Genomic DNA, 17,170 nt, shown 5'->3' with positions numbered 1-17,170 from the left:
TTGCGCGGAACTACCGGGCAGCTAGTACGACGGAAAATACTTGAGGCGTACTTTCGATTTTGTGCTGCGGGTACGGACTTCATTCCACAGCAAGAACCGCCGCATACGCGTGGTTTCCCCTCAGAATGCTCGAAGTGGTCGGGTGAAATTGGGAAAGAGAACTGCATAAATAATGCAGCGGGCTCGAAACTGGGTTGAGGCGACAAACTCTGCTTGACGTCACCCTCGTGCTATCGACCTGAGTCAGTAGTGCCTCCCAGTTCCGGACAATAGACCTTTGACTGGCTGCGCGGCGATCCGTCTCTGAAGAACGGCAAACGCAAGGCGTTGCCGGTTGATGGCTATTTCGAAGAGCTGGGCCTGGTGGTGGAGTACCACGAGCGGCAGCATTCGGAAGCCGTCCCGTTCTTCGACAACAAGTTAACTTCCACCGGCATGCTGCGCGGACCACAGCGCACGCTCTACGATGCCCGCAAGGCGGCGATGATTCCGCAGCACGGGGTGACGCTGCTGGTCATCGTCTACCGCGACTTCTGCCATAAGAAGGGCAAGATCATGCGTGATCCGGCGCGGGACCGACAGATCGTGGCGGCGCTGCTTGCGCGGGCCGCCGAACGCACCGACCCCGGGGTCATCACGAACTTCCCAACTGTCCTGGCGGAAACGCCCGCGGACCGTTGAAGAACCCTTATAACAGGCAGGTGACGCCATTTTTGGGCGACGCCTGCCTGTTCAACGCTGCGACCTACTTGGTCAGCAGTTCCAGAGCCCTGTTCAGCTTGACGTTCGGGTGCATCAGGGTCGAGGTCTTAGCCTCGTCCGGACGGCAGTAGCCAGCCAGGTCGACGCTTATGTCTGGACCTCGGCGAGCCACGATGGCCTGCTCGTTCCAGTCCTGCGCCTTCGCGACCTCGGCGAATGCGGAAGCAATTCAACGCTTTGCTGACCGGCACCGCCGGCAACTTGTGGGAGGCCGGCCGGGGTCTCTAGTCTGCCGGCCATTTTGTCCGTGGCGCATGGCAAAATCAGGTCCATGAATGGCAGAGTTCAATTTCATGGATATCGCCGCTCGGCAAGGAAACGCCGAGCGCCAAACTTGTGGGATCAGGAACCCGAGAAAGTACTGTCCAATCAACTGCGCGAATGGACCTACATCCAGATCCTGGGCGGCATCTTATGTGGGGCGTTCGTGATACTTTCGTTCGCCATGGGGTCCCTGGTTCGCTTGGAATCGGCCGAGACCACTCCGGCAATGGTTCTCGACGCTGTGCAGATCCGGAAAGACACAGTCCTTGCCGCGTTGGCGATCTTGGCAACATTGATAGTTGCGTTGGCGCTGAGCACGCGCTCGTTGGCAGACTCCGCGCATGATGCGCGGGAAGAGACTCGCAGACGTGAACGTCTGTACCTCTCCACCGCGATCTGCGGGAGCCTGTCAGCCATGTTTGGGCTGCTCTACGTTGCCGCGTTCCTGGCCAAGAGCTCTTCGGGGCCCGAAGACGCGACCGACGCTTTGATCATTGTGTGCCTTTCGCAGACACTTGCCTACGTCGCATCAACTTTCCGCCTATCAGCAAGCGAGCAACTTTCGGCGGTCCAAGATCAGCTTCCGGAGCTCCTCTCCAAGCACCTTCGTGCGACTGAAGTGTCATTTCGCCGATGGTACTTCACTCCGCGAGACTCGATTCGGGTGCCCAAGCTGGTGCTATCACAGGCGGTCGCGCTCCTGCTGCTGATTGGGTTTGCCGTGACTATGTTTGCCACTCCACGAAACGTGTTGGGCGCAGACCAGGCCCGCTATGTCGAGACCATAGTTGATCTCTGGAGCATGCTCTTGCTGCTGGTGCTGCTTGCCTGCGCCTTCGGCGTCCTGTTGTTGTTGCCGCAGAATCGCTCTGGGCTGGCTGCGGTAGTGATGCTAGTGCCTCTGGGCGCAAGCATTGCGTTCCTGGTGATCCTCACTGTCGCATTATTGGGGAGTGATGAATACGCGGGGACCGAAATGACGACGGCAATGATCATTGCGGCCCTTGCCGCCTCGTCGCTCTGCAGCTGCTTGCTGGTGCTGCCTCTGGCATTGACTCGCTATCCCCGGTCGCCGAGGCTCAGATCGGCCTACGTCAGGTTATGCTCTCCCGCACATATTCTCCGCTATGCAATATTGGCTAACGAGCGGACTAGGCGTCGGCAAGAAATCCGTATTGCGCAACGCCGCATGCAGGCTCTGGTGTCGCTCGCGCTTCCCGAACAGAACAACGAGCATCAAACTACGAAGAGTGGCGCAAGCCCGCGGTGAATCATGGAGAACAGTCTGCGCCCTAGGTGCAGCTAGCAGGCGATCCGGCGGCCTCGTACGCCTCCAGGACGTCCGCGTAGTACTGCGCCCCGCCTCATCTAAAGGCAGCACCGAACAAATTCCCCGGTACTGTCCGAGCACTGCTTCAATGCTCCTCGCCAGCGCCATCTTACGGCTCCATCCGGCAGCCTGCGCACACCAGAGAGCTGCTCGGCGAGTGTCCCTGAAGTGATTACAACGTCCCCCGTGAGCGACGCGAGCCGGTCGATATCGCGCGCCTCCGGCGGGGCCAGAAGTTCTCTGAGATGGCTTCTATGTCGACGACGATTACCCGCAACCGAGCGACCGTGCAATGTCATCACCCACTGGAACCGGCAGCTCCTATACAGTGCCAACCTCGTGAACCGCAGTCAGCAACGCCATGCCGATATGCGGCTGACGAGCCGCCCTGGTGAGGATATCGCGGACTTCGGTTTCCATGGACCGGCCGTATTACTTCGCCTGGTAGCCAGCGCCGGTCTCGAACAGGCCGACGCGAGCCAGCAGCAGGTCGATCGACAGGATCTTGGCCGAGGTGGCCAGTTCCACGATCGGGAGCAGGTCTGCCAGGTAGTCGCGCAGCGCGAAACATATTGAATAATGGATTCTTTTGCCAAAAGGATTCATTGAGGAATACTCCCCGCAAGTCGAACTCCCGATCCGGCATATCCGTTCAAGCAAGGCATTGATTTGCCGTGTTAAATTCATTGATCGCCACTCATTTTCACGAGTGGCGATCAATGGCATCGATTCAATGACCGAGGTCTGAAGCTTAGAGACCCAGGCTGCGGATAAGTTCTACCAAGGCTGCAAGAAGTTCGCTCAACATCAAATTACCTCATTCATTTTCGTCTTATCTATGTTTCGTGTTGGTACGAGTGACTCGTTCCGACACGTATAACACTAACTCAACATAGTTCTGACAAGAGCAAATTTAGAGAATATTAGAAACTTTTTACACGGAAGCAATGTACGATTTACATTAGAATTCTTGACTGCCGTACCAGCGACTGCTACTTGCCGGTTGGTAACCAGCTCGCATTGCCTCCGACTTGCCCTATGGATACGGGCCTGCCGCCAGAATTCATGCAATTACTCCCCTCGCCTTAATGGCCCGGGCAATTTCCTGATAACGGAATTAACCTGTCCACTGTCAGCTCCAGGGAATTCAGGAATCACCGGGAAATCGCAAGTTGCTGCCGCGCTAGTGGAACAACCAGCGAGGAACTGACGGCCGAGGCTTCATCGCGCGTTAAAGCAGCTGGCCCCAATCCTCAACGAGGATTGGGGCCAGCTGATTGGCTGCAGGGACTACTTGGTCAGCAGTTCAAGAGCCTTGTTCAGGGTTGCGCTTGGGCGCATGGCCGCTGCGGTCTTGGCTTCGTCTGGGCGGTAGTAGCCACCCAGCTCGACAGCCTTGCCCTGCACCTCGGCCAGCTCGGCAACGATGGCTTCTTCATTCTCGCCCAGTGCCTTGGCAACTGCGGAGAAGGCCTCGGCCAGTTCTGCGTCCTTGTCCTGCTTTGACAGCTCTTCAGCCCAGAACTTGGCCAGGTAGAAGTGGCTGCCGCGGTTATCCAGCTCGCCCACCTTGCGCTTAGGCGACTTGTCTTCCAACAGGAAGGTGCCGGTTGCAGCGTCGAGGGTATCGGCCAGCACCTGGGCGCGGGCGTTGCCGGTGGTCACTGCCAGGTGCTCGAAGGAAGCGCCCAGTGCCATGAACTCGCCCAGCGAATCCCAGCGCAGGTGGTTCTCGTTCACCAGCTGCTGCACGTGCTTCGGAGCCGAGCCGCCGGCACCGGTCTCGAACAGGCCACCGCCAGCCAGCAGCGGAACGATCGAGAGCATCTTGGCCGAAGTGCCCAGTTCCAGGATCGGGAACAGGTCGGTCAGGTAGTCGCGCAGCACGTTGCCGGTCACCGAGATGGTGTCCTCGCCCTTGCGGATGCGGTCGATCGAGTACTGGGTCGCTTCGACCGGGGACAGGATCTCGATGGTCAGGCCCTCGGTGTCGTGCTCCTTGAGGTACTCGTTGACCTTGGCGATCAGCACTGCGTCATGGGCGCGGTTCTCATCGAGCCAGAAGACAGCCGGGGTCTGGGAGGCGCGGGCACGGTTCACTGCCAGCTTCACCCAGTCGCGGATGGCTACATCCTTGGTCTGGCAGGCGCGCCAGATGTCGCCAGCGAAGACCTGGTGCTCGATGAGCACTGCATCATTCTCGTCGACGATCTGCACGTGGCCGTTGCCAGCGATTTCGAAGGTCTTGTCGTGCGAGCCGTACTCCTCGGCCTTCTGCGCCATCAGGCCGACGTTCGGCACGGTGCCCATGGTGGTCGGGTCGAACGCGCCGTTGGCACGGCAGTCGTCGATGGCGACCTGGTAGATGCCTGCGTAGGAGGAATCCGGGAGCACAGCCAGGGTGTCTGCGGTGTTGCCCTTGGCATCCCACATCTTGCCGCCCAGGCGGATCATGGCCGGCATCGAAGCGTCGACAATCACGTCCGATGGAACGTGCAGGTTGGTGATGCCCTTGTCGGAATCGACCATGGCAACTGCCGGGCCTTCTTCCAGGCCCTTGGCGATCAGCTTCTCGACGCCGGCGCGCACCTCGTCGGACAGCTCGTCCAGGCCGCCGAGGATGGCTGCCAGGCCGTTGTTCGGGTTCAGGCCGGCTGCTGCCAGCTCGTCGCCGTAGGTTTCGAACAGCTCGGAGAAGTAGGCCTTCACCACGTGGCCGAAGATGATCGGGTCGGAGACCTTCATCATGGTGGCCTTCAGGTGCGCCGAGAACAGCACGCCCTCTTCCTTGGCGCGGGCCACGGAGTTCTTCAGGAACTCGGACAGGGCCGCGGCGTGCATGACGGTGCCGTCGATGACTTCGCCGGCCAGCACGTCGAAAGGCTTCTTCAGGACCTTGACTTCGCCGTCTTCGCCGACGAAGCGGATCGAGATCTTCTTGTCCGCGTCGATGACTACGGACTTCTCGTTGGCCGCGAAGTCGTCAACGCCCATGGTGGCCACGTTGGTCTTCGAATCAGCGGCCCACTCGCCCATGGAGTGCGGGTACTTGCGAGCGTAGTTCTTCACGCTCAGTGGTGCACGGCGGTCCGAGTTGCCCTCGCGCAGGACCGGGTTCACAGCCGAACCCTTGATCTTGTCGTAGCGTGCGCGGACGTCGGTCTCTTCATCCGAGGTCGGGTTATCCGGGTAGTCAGGCAGTGCGTAGCCGGCAGCCTGCAGCTCGGCGATGGCAGCCTTCAGCTGCGGAATCGAAGCCGAGATGTTCGGCAGCTTGATGATGTTTGCATCCGGGGTCTTGGCCAGGTCGCCAAGTTCTGCCAGAGCATCACCGATGCGCTGCTCTTCGGTGACATAATCCGGGAAGGTAGCGATGATGCGACCAGCCAGCGAGATATCGCGGGTCTCAAGTTCCACACCGGCGGTCGAGGCGAAGGCCTCCACGATTGGCAGGAACGAGTGGGTCGCCAGCATAGGCGCTTCGTCGGTGTGGGTGTAAATAATCTTTGCCATAGGTGTGGCGTCTCCCTGAACGTCGTGCGGAAGCGGTGTTACCGCCCTGAACTCAACGTTCCAAATCTACCTGATTTTGCTCTGCACCACACTTTGCGGCAGCGGGAAATACGCGCGGCAACGCCGTTTATTCACCGAAATGCCGGGCTGGACAACCTGCAAGCAGTTCGTCACATTTAAGTTAATCAGCGATAACTCAACAGAGTTATTCGCTATTCGGCTCTTCCGCCGGCCAGCGCTTCGAGATTCGCCATGGCCTCATCGAAGAGCTCAACTGGATCTGCAGGCTCCCCGGCGCGTTCCGCCTGGCCGAAGCTCTGCCAGGCCACGCGCCAGAGGGCGGCCAAGGCTTCGCCAATCATCAAGGCGGGCATGGCCGGCACCAGCCCGCGGCGGCGCAGCTCCTGCGAGGTGGCAGCGCAGAAGGCTTGATCTTGCCGGGTGATGGCCAATAGCAGCTTCGGCTCCGTGGCAATCAACCGGGAAATGCGGCGGTATTCATTGCCGCGGATCTCGGCAACAAGGATCCGGCGGCATTCGTTGGCCAGCAGCCGGAAAATCTGCGCGCTCGTGGAGCCGTCAGCGATGGGGCATTCGGTCACGGCCTGGATCAATTCATGCTGCGCCGGCACCATGGCCGCTTCCCTGGATTCGCAGTAGCGGAAGAAGGTCCGCTCGGAAATGCCGGCCCGGGCAGCGATCTGCCCCACCGTCACCGATTCCAGGCCATGGAGTTCCACCAGATCCAGGGTTGCTGCCCGGATGGACTGGATCGTTGCCTCTTTGCGTTCCTCGCGAATCCCCATGGCGCTCTCCGATGCTCCGGACTGCCTGTGCTGCGCAGGCGTCGTCCACCAAAATTGTTTCCTGTCACAGTCTGACAGATTCGCTTACGAAAAAGTGGCAGAGTGTGACAGTATTTAGCGGTTGACACTCCACAGGAAGAAGACTTCGTGACTACAAATCCCCCTAGAACCAGCGCCAAGCCAGGCGCGGCGCCCGCCGGGCAACTCTCCGCCAAAACCCTGACAGGCATCATCGCCTCGCTGGCCCTGGCCGCTTTCATGATGATCCTGAACGAAACCGTGCTCACGGTGGCGCTGCCCGGCATCATGCAGGACATGGGCATTTCGGCGTCCACCGGCCAGTGGCTCACCACCGGATTCCTGCTGACCCTGTCGGTCGTCATCCCCACCACCGGTTTCCTGCTGCAGCGCTTCGCGCACCGGTCGCTGTTCTTCTTCGCCATCATCAGCTTCATCCTCGGCACCGTCATCGCGGTGCTGGCGCCGAGCTTCGGCTTCTTGCTGCTGGCACGCGTTATCCAGGCCGTCGGCACGGCCATCGTCCTGCCCTTGCTGATGACCACCACCTTGACGCTGGTGCCCGTCCACCAGCGCGGCACCATCATGGGCCTGAACTCGATCGTCATCGGCGTCGGCCCGGCTATCGGGCCTACCGCCTCGGGGGTCATCGTGCACGCCTTGGGCTGGCACTACATCTTCATCCTGATGCTGCCAATCGCCGTGGCGGTCCTGGTACTGGGCGCCATCTTCTTCAAGATCCCTTCCAGTGCACGCAAGATCAAGGTGGATTCCGCTTCGGTCCTGCTATCCGCCTTGGCCTTCGGGTTCCTGGTGTACGGCATTTCCAGCATCGAGCATGCCGCGGATAACGCCACGATGATGATCGCCAGCTTCGCCATCGGCCTGGTGGCCCTGGCACTGTTCATCATCCGCCAGGTCAAGCTGGCCGCCAGCGGCCGCGAACTGCTGAACCTGACCCCGTTTGCCTCGCGCAGCTTCAGCTTCGCGATCGCGATGATCATGATTGCCTTCGGCACCCTGCTCGGTTCGCTGATGATCGTGCCGATCCTGCTGGAATCCGGGCAGGGCGTCGACTCGCTGCAGATCGGCATCATGCTGCTTCCCGGCGGACTGGCACAGGCCATCGCCTCGCCGATTTTCGGGCGGATCTACGACAAGCGCGGTCCGCGCCCGGTCCTGATCCCCGGCGCCGTGTTCCTGGCCGCCGGGCAGTGGATGTACGCGACTGTGACCGCGCAGACCGAATTGTGGATGTTCATGCTCTGCCACATCATCTTCTCCATCGGCTTGGCGCTGCTGATGACCGGTCTGATGTCCTCGGCGATGGCTTCGGTGGATCCGCGCCTGTTCGGCCACGGTTCGGCAATCTTCAATACCGCGCAGCAGCTGGGCGGTGCCATCGGCACCACGGTCTTCGTGACCGTGATGTCGCTGCTGTCAAAGGTCCAGCTGGACGCCGGGTCCGAGCTGGCCGAGGCCTTGTTCTCTGGCGCGCATATCTCGTTCATCGTCGGCGCCGTGCTGGCCACGATCGGGATCGTCTTCGCCTTCATGATCAAGGGCGAGAAGCCGCACGCGAATCACTAACGCACTACCCCCGGCGCAGCACGCCAGGAAGGTCTGAAATCGCGCGGGCGCTGGTATCCAGAAGAGCGGCAGGCAGCACGGATAAGACTGCGATCAGCCCGAGCGGAGGAATTCCTCCGCTCGGGCTTCACTTGTCCTTGGAGGCACCTCGGACTGCAGGCCGCTTCCTTGCCCGTTGGGTTCTGGGCAGTTGCATGGCTACAACGACGTCATAAGTTCCCCAAACGCAAGGCTGGCCAGGAAACCGCCTGGTCCGCGATTCATGTTGGGAAGCACACAGTTGCCTAGGCGCTTCTACTGGGCACCGGAAAGGGAACCCGATACCACATACGTCATAATCTGCTACCGACACTCGACGGCCACATTCTTTGCACACCTGGGTGCATACTGCCACGGACGCCGCCCGATTCCGCGCCGTTCATTAGCGAGCAGCGGCAGGTCATTGATCGTTTTCCAACTCATTTATCCCAATAGCAGCTGAATTCTCACTCAACTGTCGGATCTGCCGAGACCAACTTTCCAGCGAACAGCCCTATTTCCCGGTAGGCAAGTGCACCCTTTAAGCGAAAGCTCTCTCCTTCTCACAAAAAACCCCACTGCATCGGGTTTAAACCATTACTATTTATTATAGCGACTCATACTGGGCTGAGTAGGGACTTTCGGACAATCCCGTGTCCGGAGTGCTGCCCTGGATGCATTTGCATCTGACTTGAATGCAAAGTCGCTGGATATTCCTAGGCATGCCACAACCATGCACCCGGTATTCACCTGGCGCATAGGAAAGAAGAAAATGAATAGCACTTTGTTCCGCCGGACTCGTTCTCGGCTCCTATCGGCGATAGCCATCGCCTGCGCAGTCTCTGTAGCTGCATCGTCAGCCAGCCTCGCGGACCCCTCCGAGCCGAGCCAAGTAACGACACAAGAGCTCCTGTCGGATGCTTTAGCGGCAGCGGGAGAAACTGAAGCCAATTTAGTTGAACCGACGCTGAACTCTGAAGTTCTGGAGTTCGGCACCGGCGAGGGCGCGGTATTCGTCCAAGCAACTGAAGAAGGTAAATCGCTTGCAATTGGCGCAGAGAATGTGGAACGAGAGTTCAGCTTCGGACTACCCATTGAGAGTGCGCCAAGTGATGTGCAAATGCTCGACGATGGCACTGCTGTATTCAGCGATGATGAAATAGATCTTGCACTGCAGACTCATGACGATGGAGCTATACGTGCACAGACAATTATTCACGATGCCGATGCGCCTCATGAGTTCCGGTATGAACTGGGGCTACCGGAAGGGTCATTCGCTGAGATTGCCCAAGATGGCGGAGTAGACGTCTTTCAATCTTTCCCCGATGAAAACGAATCCGTCCTGACCAGTCGATTTGAACCTGCATGGGCAGTTGATGCAAGTGGCGAAACAGTCAGAACTTGGTATGAGCTTCACGATGGTGACTTGGTCCAAAAAGTAGACATTGGGGAAGACCATGAATACCCAGTCGTAGCTGATCCGTTTTGGATCCCAGCAATTATTATCGCTATCAGGGTTACCAGCATCGTAATCAAGGTAGGCTCCAAAACCGTCAAGTACGCTAAGGCTCCCGCTTCACGAGTTGTCAACGCGTTGTCTTCCTTCAAGACCCTTTCTTACAGAACGGGTTCACATACGTTCAAACTTGATAAGAGCGGAATGAAGCATATTCTTCAGCGGCATCATCCAAAATATTGGGATGGTTCTTCTAAGAGTAGCCAAACATTTTTCAATCCGAAGATGTCAATCAGCGATGTACGAAATCTGGTTCATGGCGCCATGAAGCAGAACCAAAGTAAACTGAAAAGCGGTGGAACCAACAAGCGAATACAGCTCGAAGGAACCTATAACAACGTGAAGTACAAGATGGTCATTGACAGAGGCCGAGTTGTCCAATTCTACCCGCGATAAGAATCAAGGTGAGATGAAAGAACAAGCCGTACATAGCGAACCATACATTCTGGTTCCGCACACGGTCACGGATATCGAGGATTTCGTCGCTAATCCCGAAAACTACTTGGTAAGCATGTTTCAGGAACCCGAACGGGCTGCCGAGATGTGGCGGAATCGACTCAAAGAAAATCCCTACGGCAGTGAAGGTTTTCTTTCTCTGTCTTACTACGGGATCGATTTGATCTCGGGTGACCTGTGGGATGAAGTTACAGGAATCTGGTTTGAGCTCCTTGAGCTGGTAGAAGAGTTCATGGAGAAAGGGTCAGCTGAAAGGCTGTTTCCTGGCCAGCCAGTGCCCCTTCGACTGGAAGTGAAAGGACGATCTACACTTTTCACTGTTAATCGCCAAACAAACATTGTTGATCCCGACGACTTTATTCCGGGAATCCTGGATGAAGCTTACCGCTACTACTCATGGGTCGAAGAAAACATTGGAACCGACGAAAGCCAAGCCCTCCAGTCCGTGAATTCGTTGCGTCATCAGTTCCTTGAACGGAAGCATTCAAGCTAACGGATCCTCCGCTCTCTCAAGCTGGGTCGCTACCAAGGGTGGCGACCCAGCTTTTGCTTTAACGAGGCACGGAAGGCAAACTAGAAAATCTAGGTAGAAATCTATATAGTTTTCATATGACTACTTTGAGCATCACCGAAGCATCACGCGCGGGGCTCTCTGCGCTTGTCGCCGCCGCCGAAGAGGGCCGGGATACCCCTTTGTCGCGCCATGGCAAGGTCGTGGCCGAAGTCGTTTCCGCCAAGGAAATCGCTCAGCTGCGTCATGACCGGGACACTCTTCGCGATGCTGCGCTGGTGATGGCACGCTTTGCCACTGATAGCGGCGTGCGCACGACGCTCGACCAAGCGATGGAATTCTTCAATTTGAACCGCGCAGAACTTGAGGCGGAAAATGTCGAAGAAGCCCAGTCTGATAATTCGTGAATCAGCCTCAAGACCGCCTGTGCATCGTCCGGCTAACTGAAGACGCAGTATCTGACCTACATCGTCTTCACAAAAAGGATCCGCAGATCGTGCGATCCGTTTTCAAGAAGATGCTGCTGCTCGAAAAATCTCCTGAGGCTGGCGAGCCCTTGCTCGGTGCGCTAGTCGGTTTCCGCAAGTTAGTCGTTGGCGATCGCGACTGGAGAATCGTATGGCGCATTACCGAAGACGCGTCCGGCCGCCCAATTCTTGATATTTCTGAGGTCTGGGCTGTTGGAGCTCGTTCGGATGGCGAGGTTTACGATGAGCTCACCTCACGGGTCGCACGCATGGGCGATGACCCGAAGATTCAATCGCTCAAAGACGTCATTGTCCAGATGGGACGGCTCTACGAATCCGTTGAAGCTCAACCTGAACCCGCACGGGGATCTGTCTTGCCCGAGTGGATGGAAGCTGCGCTCGTAGAACAACTTCATCTGTCCACACAAGAGATTTCAGGATTGAGCGAACAGCAAGCCCAGCAAAGACTCATGCAGCATTGGTCCCGCAGCGCTGACAGCTAAACCTTCCGCCGGCACCGCCGAGCTCAGCGGCAACCGCACGGATCCGAACGTCTGAAGATTTCCGGTGATGCTCTCCCATCGGCAATGAATTATCGTTGCCCGCACTACTCGAATTCCAGGCTGCCTCGTCGCAAACCCGCACTGTTCACTATGTTGTATCAACATTCGCGGTGATGAACTTGCGCAGCGATGCCGACGAAGCATCAGGGATAATTGCCAGTCAGGCTCGGCCCCACCCATCATCTGAAATCTCAATAGCACCCGCCACCAGAGTCTTTCCGGACGCACCACGTCCTGTACGACCGGGGCGGGGGCCCCGAAAAGGCTCTCGTCTACTTCGACTCGTCCGGAGAGCAACGTGCTCTAATAGTTCATGGCAGCTCAGTCGTAAGGTTTTCAGTTGATCCTCGAATCACGTTATCGCTTCACCACTCTTCACTGCATCATTCCGCTTGGATCCGACAATCCGGAAACACTATGTCCGGGAACGTGAGCGCGGCAAACGTCCTAACCAAGCGCTCATCGTGTTGACCATCCGACGCCTATCAAGATTGCTTGCAATGACGCCTCACAGCTGGTTCTGTGCCGTTTCGGAGCTGAGAATCGCTGGCTTCAATAGAGGGGCACCTTCTCCGTGAAATGTGGAACAGGTATTGTTACCACTTCGCCAGGCCCGGCTCGGGTAGACACCGATCCATGTTCTGCCCGGTGCAGCCTTCTCGCCTCGCCTGCAAGGTGATAGCTTGAAGGCCAATCAGGGAAAACCAGGAGCCTTGGTCTTCCTCATCCCCGGGTCACCGGGCAGCCAGATAGGGGAGGCAACATGGCAGCAGTGCCGGAAACCGATATGAGCGATCTGGCCATTGCCTCGCGGGCAGTGCTCAGGCCGATCTCCCAGATTGCCGAAGCGGCCGGAATCCCGGAAGACGCGCTAGAGCCCTACGGCAAGTACAAGGCCAAAATTGATCCTGCCCTGCTGCCGGCCAACGGAAGCCGACCCGGAAAAGTCGTCCTGGTCAGCGGCATGTCCCCGACACCGGCAGGGGAAGGCAAATCCACCATGGTGGTGGGCCTGGGCGACGCGCTGGCGGCCACCGGGACCAAGACCATGATCGCGTTGCGCGAGCCCTCAGTCGGCCCGAGCTTCGGGATGAAGGGCGGAGCCACCGGTGGAGGCCAATCCCAGGTGCTGCCCATGGACGAGATCAATCTGCATTTCACCGGGGATTTCCACGCCATCACCAGTGCGAACAACCTGCTCATGGCCATGCTCGACAACCACCTGCAGCAGGGCAACGAGCTGGGCATCGACCCGCGATCCATCACCTTCAAGCGGGTGCTGGACATGAACGACCGCGCATTGCGCCACGTGGTGATCGGCCTTGGCGGTTCCTCCAACGGGGTCCCCCGCGAAACGGGTTTCGAAATCACTGCCGCATCCGAAGTCATGGCAGTGTTCTGCCTGGCCACCGGGCTGGCGGACCTGCGCGCCCGGCTGGGCAAGATCACCTTCGGATACACCTACGCCAAAGCCCCGGTCACGGTCGATGACCTCGGAGCGGCGGGCGCGATGGCGCTGCTGCTCAAGGAAGCCATCAAGCCCAACCTGGTGCAGAGCATCGGGGGCACTCCCGCGCTCATCCACGGCGGGCCCTTTGCCAACATCGCCCACGGCTGCAACTCGGCCATCGCCACCAACACCGCCCGCGCACTGGCCGACGTGGTGGTGACCGAAGCCGGCTTCGGCACCGATCTGGGCGCCGAGAAATTCATGGACATCAAGGCCCGCTACGCCGGGTGCCCGCCGGACACGGTGGTCATTGTCGCCACCGTCCGCGCACTGAAGATGCATGGTTCGGTGCCCAAGGATGAGCTGGGGGAAGAAAACGTCGAGGCCGTGCGGGCCGGGCTGCCGAACCTGGAACGCCACGCCTCGATCGTCTCGAAGTTCGGCATCCAGCCAGTGATCGGCATCAACCGCTTCACTACGGATACCGATGCCGAGCTGGAAGCGGTCACCGGCTGGGCAAAACAGCAGGGCATTGCCTGCGCCATCGCCGATGTCTGGGGCCAGGGCGGCTCCGGAGCAGGCGAGCTGGCCGACATGGTACTGCGGACCATCGGGGAACCGGGCAATTTTGCCCCGCTGTACGAGCTGCAGCAGCCGGTCGAGGACAAGATCCTGGCCCTGGTGCGGGGCGTCTACGGGGGCGAAGGCGTCGAGTACTCCCCCAAGGCCCGGCGGATGCTCCAGCAGATCCACGACAACGGCTGGTCGCATCTGCCGGTCTGCATCGCCAAAACCCAGTACTCCTTCTCCGATGACCCCCAGCTGCTAGGCGCCGCCAGCGGCTTCACCGTGCAGGTCCGCGAGCTGATCCCCAAGACCGGTGCCGGATTCATCGTGGCCATCACCGGGGCGCTCACCACGATGCCGGGACTTCCGCGGGTGCCAGCGGCCCTGCACATGGATGTCGACGAGCACGGCAACGCCATCGGACTGTCCTAGCGGCCAGGCAAGGCCGCGGGGATCGCCAGCGTGCCGGGATTCCACGGCGGGCGAACATGGTAATTCCCTGATCGCACCGCTTTTCGCCACGATTCACGGCTAGGCTATGTGAACCAGCACCCGATAGCTGGCAACCAAGCAAGGCGCGGATGAAGGGAAATAACCATGGGAACCGAAAACCACGACGAAACCACAGGTCCAGCTCAGACTCCGGACCCAGAGGGCGAGAACACTACTGTCCCTGATCCGGATGCGGCCCAGAACGCGCCTATTCCGTTCGGGCATGAAGATTCCGACGGCGAAGAAGGCCAGTAGCCGCACCGCCAGCCACAAGACCTGCCCGAGGCCAGGATTCCGCAAGGATTCCTGGCCTCGGGCTTTAGTATTCCACGTGCAAAACGCCTGATCAGATGACAGATGGGAACACCGCTCCAGCAGAATTCCGGGAAGCGATGCTCAAAAACCCTGCCAAGATTGTTGAACAATTACCGAAAGTGGGGCATTCTTTTACCAAGAGGTTTTCACGAGACGGGGATCACAATGCCATACATGGACCTGAATTCAGACGTAGGCGAGTCGTTCGGCAACTGGACGATGGGCGACGACGCCGCCATCTTCACCTCCGTGTCTTCGGCCAATGTAGCTTGCGGGTTCCACGCTGGAGACCCCAGCACCATCGCCCAGACCTGCCGCGATGCGGTCAGCGCCAACGTCACCATCGGAGCCCATGTGGGCTACCGCGACCTGGCCGGTTTCGGCCGCCGCTTCCTGGACTGCTCGGCCACCGAATTGGCCGATGACATCCTCTACCAGCTTGGAGCCCTGCAAGCCCTGGCACGCGCCGCAGGCAGCGAAATCAAGTACGTCAAGCCGCACGGCGCCCTGTACAACACCATCGTGCACCACCAGGTGCATGCCCAGGCCGTCATCGATGCCATCAAGGCCTTCGGCACCGACCTGCCGGTCCTGCTGCTGCCAGGTTCTCTCGCCCTGCAAAAGGCCGAAGCCGCTGGCCTGCGCGGCGTCGCAGAAGCCTTCGCCGACCGCAACTACACCCCCGAGGGCACCTTGGTCTCCCGCCGCGAATCCAACGCCGTATTGCACGACCCCGCGCAGGTCACCGCGAACATGGTCCGCCTGGCCACCGAAGGCACCATTGTTGCCGTGGACGGCAGCACCATCAAGATGGAAGCCGAGAGCATCTGCCTGCACGGCGATACTGCCGGTGCAGTGGCCATGGCCAGCGCCGTGCGCGCAGGACTGGAACATGCCGGCGTGCAGATCCGGAGCTTCGCGTGAGCATCCGCGCCATTCACCGGGCAGGCTCCCATGACCTGCTCATCGACCTGGACTCGCTCGATGCTGTCTTGGCGCTCAACGCCGCCTTGGAAACCTCTCCCCTGTCCGGACAGCGCGACCTCTTGGCCGCCGCGCAAACGGTTCTGCTGAAATTCGATTCCGCGCAGAGCGCCGAACGGGCCATGGCAGCACTGCCAGAACTTGAAGTAGCCTCTGCACTCCACGCTGCGGGCAAGCTGGTTGAAGTACCAGTGAATTACGATGGCGAAGACCTCGCCGCCGTGGCCGAGCTGACCGGGCTGAGCACCGAGGCTGTGATCAATGCGCACACCAGCCAGAGGTGGCGTGCAGTATTTGGCGGATTCGCTCCCGGCTTCGCCTATCTGCTCGGCGAAAACCAGGACTTGCAAGTCCCGCGCAGAGACTCCCCGCGCACCAAGGTGCCCGCCGGAGCGGTGGCGCTCGCCGGTGAGTACTCGGCCGTCTATCCGCGCCAATCCCCCGGAGGCTGGCAGCTGATTGGGCATACCGATCTGCAAATGTGGGATTTGCAGCGCGAAAATCCTGCATTGATCCGGCCGCAGGATACCGTGCAGTTCGTCCGGGCCACCCGGAAAATATCGGTGAGCCAAGCACCCGCCGCACAAGACGAAGCATCAGAGCAGGCACTTGCCGGTGGCCTGAAAATCATCGACGCCGGACTGCAGTCCCTGCTCCAGGATGCCGGACGCATCGGCTACGGCAACCTCGGAGTTGGCGTCGCAGGAGCCGCAGACCCGGCCGCCTTCCACCAGGCCAACCGCCTGGTGGGCAACCAACCAGGCCAGGCCGTGATCGAGAACCTCGGCAGCCGCATCACCGTTGAAGCCGAGCAAGACCAGGTGCTGGCGCTTACCGGCGCCGAAGCAGAACTCTGGATCACCCCGGCCGAAGACGACCAGGTCCGCACCCCGCGCCAGGCCGCGGCCAATGCACCGTTCGCGCTGCTGCACGGCGAGCGCCTGGAGGTTGAACCCGCCGGCCGCGGGCTGCGCAGCTACCTTGCGGTGCGCGGCACCATCGAGCAGGAACCGGTCCTCGGCTCACTGTCCACCGACACCCTCTCCGGCGTCGGTCCCCAGCCTCTGCAAGCCGGCGGCATGCTGCCGGTGAACCGCCCGCAGCTGGGCCACATCGTTGGCAACAGCGAACCGAGCACCCTGCCGGTCCCAGACGATAACGGCGTGTACACGCTGCGCGCCATGCCCGGTCCGCGTGCCGATTGGTTTGGCCAGGCGGGCCTGGACCAGCTCGCCGCCCAGATTTGGGATGTCACCAGCGAATCCAACCGCGTGGGTGTACGCCTGGATACCGGGCAGCAGCCGCTGCAGCGCGTCCGCTCCGGGGAACTGGCCAGTGAAGGCGTAGCCCGCGGATCCTTGCAGGTGCCGCCCTCCGGCCTGCCGGTGCTGTTCCTCGCAGATCATCCGGTCACCGGCGGCTATCCGGTGATCGCCACCGTCATTGCCGAAGACCTCAGCGCAGCCGCGCAGCTTCCGCCCGGAAGCAGAATTCGATTCGAACTCCATCCCGCTGCCGGCCACGCGGCATCAGACGCCTAAGGAATTG

General features: G+C 59.8%; 15 protein-coding genes and 1 pseudogene. 11 read left to right on the top strand and 5 right to left on the bottom strand.

Going from position 1 to position 17,170, the window contains the following annotated elements:
• Positions 1 to 327: 327 nt before the first annotated feature.
• Positions 328 to 681: a hypothetical protein gene (locus ACFVHU_RS14800; RefSeq protein ID WP_388025049.1), complete on the top strand. Its 354-nt coding sequence runs from the start codon at positions 328 to 330 to the stop codon at positions 679 to 681.
• A 64-nt stretch (positions 682 to 745) separates the two neighbouring features.
• Here ACFVHU_RS14800 and ACFVHU_RS14795 read toward each other — a convergent pair whose 3' ends face one another.
• Positions 746 to 874, bottom strand: a complete 129-nt coding sequence (locus ACFVHU_RS14795) for a hypothetical protein (RefSeq protein ID WP_388025047.1) — start codon at positions 872 to 874, stop codon at positions 746 to 748.
• 159 nt (positions 875 to 1,033) lie between these two features.
• Between ACFVHU_RS14795 and ACFVHU_RS14790 the strand changes: the two genes are divergently transcribed.
• A complete protein-coding gene (locus ACFVHU_RS14790; RefSeq protein ID WP_388025045.1) occupies positions 1,034 to 2,296 on the top strand; it encodes a hypothetical protein in 1,263 nt (420 codons plus the stop codon).
• Positions 2,297 to 2,788: 492 nt separating this feature from the next.
• Here the strand turns inward: ACFVHU_RS14790 and ACFVHU_RS14785 are convergent, their stop codons facing one another.
• From ACFVHU_RS14785 to ACFVHU_RS14775, 3 genes are all read right to left on the bottom strand, one after another.
• The gene (locus ACFVHU_RS14785) at positions 2,789 to 2,962 is read right to left on the bottom strand and encodes an NADP-dependent isocitrate dehydrogenase (RefSeq protein ID WP_388025043.1); all 174 of its coding nucleotides are present in this window, start codon (positions 2,960 to 2,962) and stop codon (positions 2,789 to 2,791) included.
• A gap of 684 nt (positions 2,963 to 3,646) precedes the next feature.
• Positions 3,647 to 5,869 carry an NADP-dependent isocitrate dehydrogenase gene (locus ACFVHU_RS14780; RefSeq protein WP_388025041.1) on the bottom strand — a complete coding sequence of 741 codons (2,223 nt, stop codon included), beginning with the start codon at positions 5,867 to 5,869 and terminating at the stop codon, positions 3,647 to 3,649.
• Positions 5,870 to 6,081: 212 nt separating this feature from the next.
• Entirely contained in the window at positions 6,082 to 6,675 is a 594-nt protein-coding gene (locus ACFVHU_RS14775) for a TetR/AcrR family transcriptional regulator (RefSeq protein ID WP_105661653.1), read from the bottom strand.
• A 147-nt stretch (positions 6,676 to 6,822) separates the two neighbouring features.
• Here ACFVHU_RS14775 and ACFVHU_RS14770 point away from each other — a divergent pair, with 147 nt between their 5' ends.
• From ACFVHU_RS14770 to ACFVHU_RS14750, 5 genes are all read left to right on the top strand, one after another.
• A complete protein-coding gene (locus ACFVHU_RS14770) occupies positions 6,823 to 8,283 on the top strand; it encodes an MDR family MFS transporter (RefSeq protein ID WP_388025040.1) in 1,461 nt (486 codons plus the stop codon).
• A gap of 790 nt (positions 8,284 to 9,073) precedes the next feature.
• The gene (locus tag ACFVHU_RS14765) at positions 9,074 to 10,213 is read left to right on the top strand and encodes a hypothetical protein (RefSeq protein WP_166650679.1); all 1,140 of its coding nucleotides are present in this window, start codon (positions 9,074 to 9,076) and stop codon (positions 10,211 to 10,213) included.
• A 13-nt stretch (positions 10,214 to 10,226) separates the two neighbouring features.
• Positions 10,227 to 10,766, top strand: coding sequence for a hypothetical protein (locus ACFVHU_RS14760; RefSeq protein ID WP_133833179.1), 540 nt, complete (start codon positions 10,227 to 10,229; stop codon positions 10,764 to 10,766).
• A 116-nt stretch (positions 10,767 to 10,882) separates the two neighbouring features.
• Positions 10,883 to 11,191 carry a type II toxin-antitoxin system Phd/YefM family antitoxin gene (locus tag ACFVHU_RS14755; protein ID WP_133833180.1) on the top strand — a complete coding sequence of 103 codons (309 nt, stop codon included), beginning with the start codon at positions 10,883 to 10,885 and terminating at the stop codon, positions 11,189 to 11,191.
• The gene (locus ACFVHU_RS14750) at positions 11,188 to 11,754 is read left to right on the top strand and encodes a type II toxin-antitoxin system RelE/ParE family toxin (RefSeq protein WP_208294216.1); all 567 of its coding nucleotides are present in this window, start codon (positions 11,188 to 11,190) and stop codon (positions 11,752 to 11,754) included. The genes ACFVHU_RS14755 and ACFVHU_RS14750 overlap by 4 nt, the downstream gene beginning before the upstream one ends.
• Positions 11,755 to 11,914: 160 nt before the next feature.
• On the opposite strand, the pseudogene ACFVHU_RS14745 reads toward ACFVHU_RS14750, so the two are convergent.
• Positions 11,915 to 12,117, bottom strand: a pseudogene (locus tag ACFVHU_RS14745) (transposase); the annotation flags it as partial.
• 460 nt (positions 12,118 to 12,577) lie between these two features.
• On the opposite strand from ACFVHU_RS14745, the gene ACFVHU_RS14740 reads away from it, so the two are divergent.
• The 4 genes from ACFVHU_RS14740 to ACFVHU_RS14725 all read left to right on the top strand — a co-directional run bounded on the left by ACFVHU_RS14740 (position 12,578) and on the right by ACFVHU_RS14725 (position 17,163).
• Positions 12,578 to 14,263 (top strand): formate--tetrahydrofolate ligase, encoded by a 1,686-nt coding sequence (locus tag ACFVHU_RS14740; protein ID WP_388025037.1) that lies wholly within the window; start codon positions 12,578 to 12,580, stop codon positions 14,261 to 14,263.
• A gap of 165 nt (positions 14,264 to 14,428) precedes the next feature.
• Positions 14,429 to 14,578 (top strand): hypothetical protein, encoded by a 150-nt coding sequence (locus ACFVHU_RS14735; RefSeq protein ID WP_166650680.1) that lies wholly within the window; start codon positions 14,429 to 14,431, stop codon positions 14,576 to 14,578.
• Positions 14,579 to 14,803: 225 nt separating this feature from the next.
• Positions 14,804 to 15,562 carry a LamB/YcsF family protein gene (locus ACFVHU_RS14730; protein ID WP_388025036.1) on the top strand — a complete coding sequence of 253 codons (759 nt, stop codon included), beginning with the start codon at positions 14,804 to 14,806 and terminating at the stop codon, positions 15,560 to 15,562.
• Positions 15,559 to 17,163, top strand: coding sequence for a carboxyltransferase domain-containing protein (locus tag ACFVHU_RS14725; protein WP_388025035.1), 1,605 nt, complete (start codon positions 15,559 to 15,561; stop codon positions 17,161 to 17,163). Before ACFVHU_RS14730 ends, ACFVHU_RS14725 begins: the two co-directional genes overlap by 4 nt.
• Positions 17,164 to 17,170 lie beyond the last annotated feature (7 nt).

It is taken from the genome of Glutamicibacter sp. NPDC127525, assembly GCF_042672105.1.
In the GTDB taxonomy this organism is placed as follows: Bacteria; Actinomycetota; Actinomycetes; order Actinomycetales; family Micrococcaceae; genus Glutamicibacter.
Note: the sequence above shows the minus strand (reverse complement) of the source record. Positions and strands in the feature narration are given on the sequence as shown.